We start from the raw sequence: 698 nt of genomic DNA, 5'->3' as shown, positions 1-698 counted from the left end.
ACGATTATTTTCAGCATCATAAGCAATTCCGTTTAAAACATCGTCTTGCTCTAAAGTTTGTTCTTTTAAAACAATGTCACGTAATTCATCCAAACCAATTAATCCGTCAACTGCTCCGCTGTTAGGATCTATGATGGCAATGGTAGCTTTACCTTTTCCGTCGGTTTTCCAGTAATTAGAAAAGATTTTACCATCTATATACTCTATTTCATTCAGTTTGTCTAATGCTCTATCGTGAGTATATACCTGAATACTTCTTTCTTCTTGAAGGTTTTCAGGGTTTAAAAACCAAATTTTATTAGTTCCGTCAGTTTTTATTAATTCAGAATCGTTGTGTGTTAATCCCCAACCTTCATTACTATTGTTATAATCAAAAGAACCAAGTTGTTTAAAAGTTTCTAAATCGTAGATGAAACCTTTTCGAGATTGCCATGTTAACCAATAGATTTTATTATTGAAAATGGTCATTCCTTCTCCAAAGTATTTAGCATCTAAATCGATTTTTTGTAAAACCTTTCCAGTTTTGATCTCCACTTTACGTAAAGTAGATTGACCTCTACGTCCTGTACTTTCATATAAATATCCGTCTTTATACTCTAATCCTTGAGTATAAGCTTCTTTGTCATGCGTATAGGTGTTAAGAAGTTTATAAGAATAAACTACAGGAGCTTTTTTTGCTAAAACTTCAATAGAATTGT

The 698-nt window shown here is 31.9% G+C and carries 1 protein-coding gene; it reads right to left on the bottom strand.

Translation table 11 applies throughout. From position 1 onward, the window contains the following. Positions 1-698: glutaminyl-peptide cyclotransferase (locus tag OU788_RS12555; RefSeq protein ID WP_274635475.1), on the bottom strand; the 698-nt coding region annotated here is incomplete at both ends.

It is taken from the genome of Tenacibaculum sp. L6 (genome assembly GCF_028823685.1).
In the GTDB taxonomy this organism is placed as follows: Bacteria; Bacteroidota; Bacteroidia; order Flavobacteriales; family Flavobacteriaceae; genus Polaribacter.
This window is presented reverse-complemented; position numbering and strand designations above follow the sequence as displayed.